The following is a 3212-nucleotide window of genomic DNA, read 5'->3' on the forward strand; positions in this document are numbered from 1 at the left end:
CCCGCGCGAGGTTCGGCGGGTAGATGTCGACGAGCAGCGAGCGCAGGCCGCCGACGCTGCCGCGCAGTGCCCCCGCCACCCGGTCGAGCCCGTCGGCCGTGGTCTCGTCGCCGCGCGCCCGGGCCGAGCCGGACTCGGCCGAGACCGCGAGCGAGGCGCCCACGAGATCTTGTACCACTCCGTCGTGCAGCGCCCCCGCGATGCGCCGTCGTTCGTCGGCGCTCGCGTCGAGGGCGCGCTCGAGCAGCGCCTCACGCTGCACCCTGGCCTGGTCGAGCGCCCGCAGCAGCTGCCGCAGCACCGGGAGCAAGAGCAGCACGACGAGCACGATGCTGCCGATCGTGATGCCCGCGAACCCGGCGAACAGCTGGCCGCTGCGCTGCAGCACCTCGTCGTAGCGGAAGTACACCTCGAAGAGCAGCGTCTGCCCGCCCGGCGTCTCGACGGCTCGGTAGGCCTCGAGCAGCTTGCCGCGGTCGCGCTCGTACTCGTTCTCGGGGGCGGTCAGGTCGCTGACCTCGGCCTCGACGCCGCTCTCGTCCCCGGCTCCGGCGAGCGCCTCGAGGTCGTCCTGGTCGAGCTCGAACCGGCGGTCGATCAGCGCGGGCTCGTCCGACCAGACGACGCGGCCCGTGTCGTCCCAGATCTTGACGCGGACGATGCTCGAGCTGAGGACGTGGTCGCGGACCTCGTCGTCCATCGCACGCCGCGCCTCCTCGTCGCCCTCGACCAGCGCGTCGGTGAGCGCCGGCGCGACGATCGCGTCGGCGATGCGGTCGGCCCGGTCGGCGGCGTCGCGGACCGACTCGGCCTCGGCAAGGCTGCGGGCGGCGATGACGGCCGCGACCGCGACCGCCACGATGACGAGCACGGAGACGACGGCGACCCAGACGACGACGCCGGCCGGGCGGGGATCGGCGGCGGAGGCGGGCGTGCGGTCGGCGGGCCTGGCGACGGTCGTCCAGCGCGGGACGGCGCCGCTGCCGCCCTCCCCCCGAGGTGTGCTCATCTGCACATCTTCGCCGATCTGGGTCGCCGCGGAACACGCGCCGGGCCCGCGTCGTTGACTGGGGGCATGAAGTCGATCACCTACACCGAGACCGGTCCGTCGTCCGTCCTGCACCTCGTCGAGCGCGAGGTGCCCGAGCCGGGGGCAGGCGAGGTGCGCGTGCGCGTCGTCGCGTCGGGCGTGAACCCGACCGACTGGAAGTCGCGCACGGGCGAGACGAGCGGGGGCGCCGTGCCGTTCCCCGTGATCGTGCCGAACCAGGACGGCGCGGGCGTCGTGGACGCCGTCGGCGAGGGCGTGGACGACCTCGCGGTCGGCGATCGGGTCTGGTCGTTCATCTCGGCGAACGGGCACGCGACCGGCACCGCCCAGGAGCACACGGTGCTGCCGCGAGCGCGCGTCGTTCCCCTGCCCGAGGGAGCCTCGTTCGACCTGGGCGCGAGCCTCGGAGTGCCCGCCATGACCGCGCACCGCGCGTTGACCGTGCACGAGGACGGGCCCTCTCGGCTCTCCCCCGGCGCCCTCGACGGCATGACCGTGCTCGTCTCGGGCGGCGCCGGGGCCGTCGGGCACGCCGCGATCCAGCTCGCCGCCTGGGCGGGCGCCACCGTGATCACGACCATCTCGAGCGACGAGAAGGCCGCCCTCGCCCGAGCCGCCGGTGCGCACCACGTCGTCAACTACAAGGAGCAGGACGCCGCCGCCGAGATCCGGCGAGTCGCGCCCGACGGCGTGCAGATCGTCGTCGAGGTGTCCATCCGGCAGAACGCGGAGCTGGTCGCGGCCGTCGTCTCGACCCGCGCCTCCGTCGCGATCTACGCCAACGACGGCGGCGACACGGTCGAGTTGCCGCTCCGGGCGAACATGGGCACCAACACGCGCTACCAGTTCGTGCTGCTCTACACGGTGGGCGAGGAAGCGCTGCAGGCGGCTGCCGAGGACGTCACCGCGGCCGTCCGCGACGGCGCCTTGCCGGTCGGCGAGGAGGCGGGGCTGCCGCTGCACCGCTACTCGCTCGAGCAGACGGCCGCGGCCCACGACGCCGTCGAGGGCGGGGTCACGGGCAAGGTGCTGATCGACGTCGCCCAGGGCTGAGGCGGATTCGGGCTCGTTTCAGCCCTGGCTCTCGCTCGCACGATTCAGGAACGTTGCGCCCCCTCCTCCTGGATCGTGCACGGATCAGGACCAGATGTCTCCCCGTTGCGCGGATCAGGCTGAAACTTCCTGAACGGGGAGGGGCAGAGCAGGGCGGAGGGGGCGGGCTAGGCTCGCCGAGTGCCTGACCCCGCTCCGCTCAGCCCCGTCCAGGCCGAGGCCCTGCGCGCGGGCACGGCTCCTCCGCTGGAGGAGGTGCGGCACGGCGTCTGGTCGCTGACCTCGCCGGCCACCTCCCCGGTCGCGGACGCCTCGTACGGCTACCTCGTCGAGGGCTCGGACGGCCGGCTGACGCTGATCGACCCGGGCTGGCCCTCCCCCCACGCCGTCGACCGGCTCGAGGCCGCCCTGCACGAGCTCGACCACGAACTGGACGATGTCGACCTGGTCGTGGCCACCCACCTGCACGTCGACCACCTGGGGGCGGCCGACGCCGTCCGCCGCGCGACGGGTGCACGCCTCGCGATGCACCCCGCCGAGCAGCGTGCGCTCGCCGGCCGTGCCGCCGACGCGGTCGCCGCGGACGCGGACATCGCGCGCTGGCAGGTGCCGACCGAGGCGCGGGAGGCGCTGGTCGCCTCGTGGGGCTCGGGCCGCCTCCTCGTCGACGTCGTCCCCGACCTGCTGCTCGACGACGGCGACGAGCTGCCGATCGCGGGGCGCCGCCTGCGCGCGGTGCACACGCCCGGCCACACCTCGGGTCACCTCTGCCTGGTCGAGCCCGAGCAGCGGCTGATCTTCACGGGCGACCACGTGCTGCCGACGATCAACCCGGGGATCGGCCTCGGGGGCCGCACCGCCGCCAACCCGCTCGACGACGTGCTCGTGTCGCTGGCTCGCGTCGTCGAGCTCGACCGGTCGGACGCCGACGCGCTCGAGGTCTGCCCCGGCCATGAGTACCGGTTCGTGGGGCTCACCGAGCGGGCGGAGGCGCTCGTCGCCCACCGCGAGGAGCGCACCCGCGACGCGGTGACCGCCCTCGACGGGCTGCTCGGCGCCGGCGCCGGCGACAGCGGTCACGCGAGCCGTCGCGGCTCGAGCGCGGCAC

At 74.5% G+C, this 3212-nt stretch carries 3 protein-coding genes; 2 read left to right on the forward strand and 1 reads right to left on the reverse strand.

The window, feature by feature from the left end; translation table 11 throughout:
* On the reverse strand, positions 1 to 1009 hold a 1009-nt coding region (locus RWM17_RS13330), incomplete at its 3' end, for a histidine kinase (protein ID WP_314104441.1).
* Between the two features lie 66 nt (positions 1010 to 1075).
* Between RWM17_RS13330 and RWM17_RS13335 the strand changes: the two genes are divergently transcribed.
* A complete protein-coding gene (locus RWM17_RS13335; RefSeq protein ID WP_314104444.1) occupies positions 1076 to 2104 on the forward strand; it encodes an NADPH:quinone reductase in 1029 nt (342 codons plus the stop codon).
* 180 nt (positions 2105 to 2284) lie between these two features.
* The coding region (locus RWM17_RS13340; protein WP_314104446.1) for an MBL fold metallo-hydrolase at positions 2285 to 3212 on the forward strand (928 nt) is incomplete at its 3' end.

Origin of the sequence: uncultured Frigoribacterium sp., from assembly GCF_963515265.1 — a bacterium.
GTDB lineage: Bacteria > Actinomycetota > Actinomycetes > Actinomycetales > Microbacteriaceae > Frigoribacterium.

Bases quoted from the DNA above. Each gene is read 5' to 3' on its own strand.
- RWM17_RS13335 (WP_314104444.1), top strand. From the start codon at position 1,076: ATGAAGTCGATCACCTACACCGAGACCGGTCCGTCGTCCGTCCTGCAC.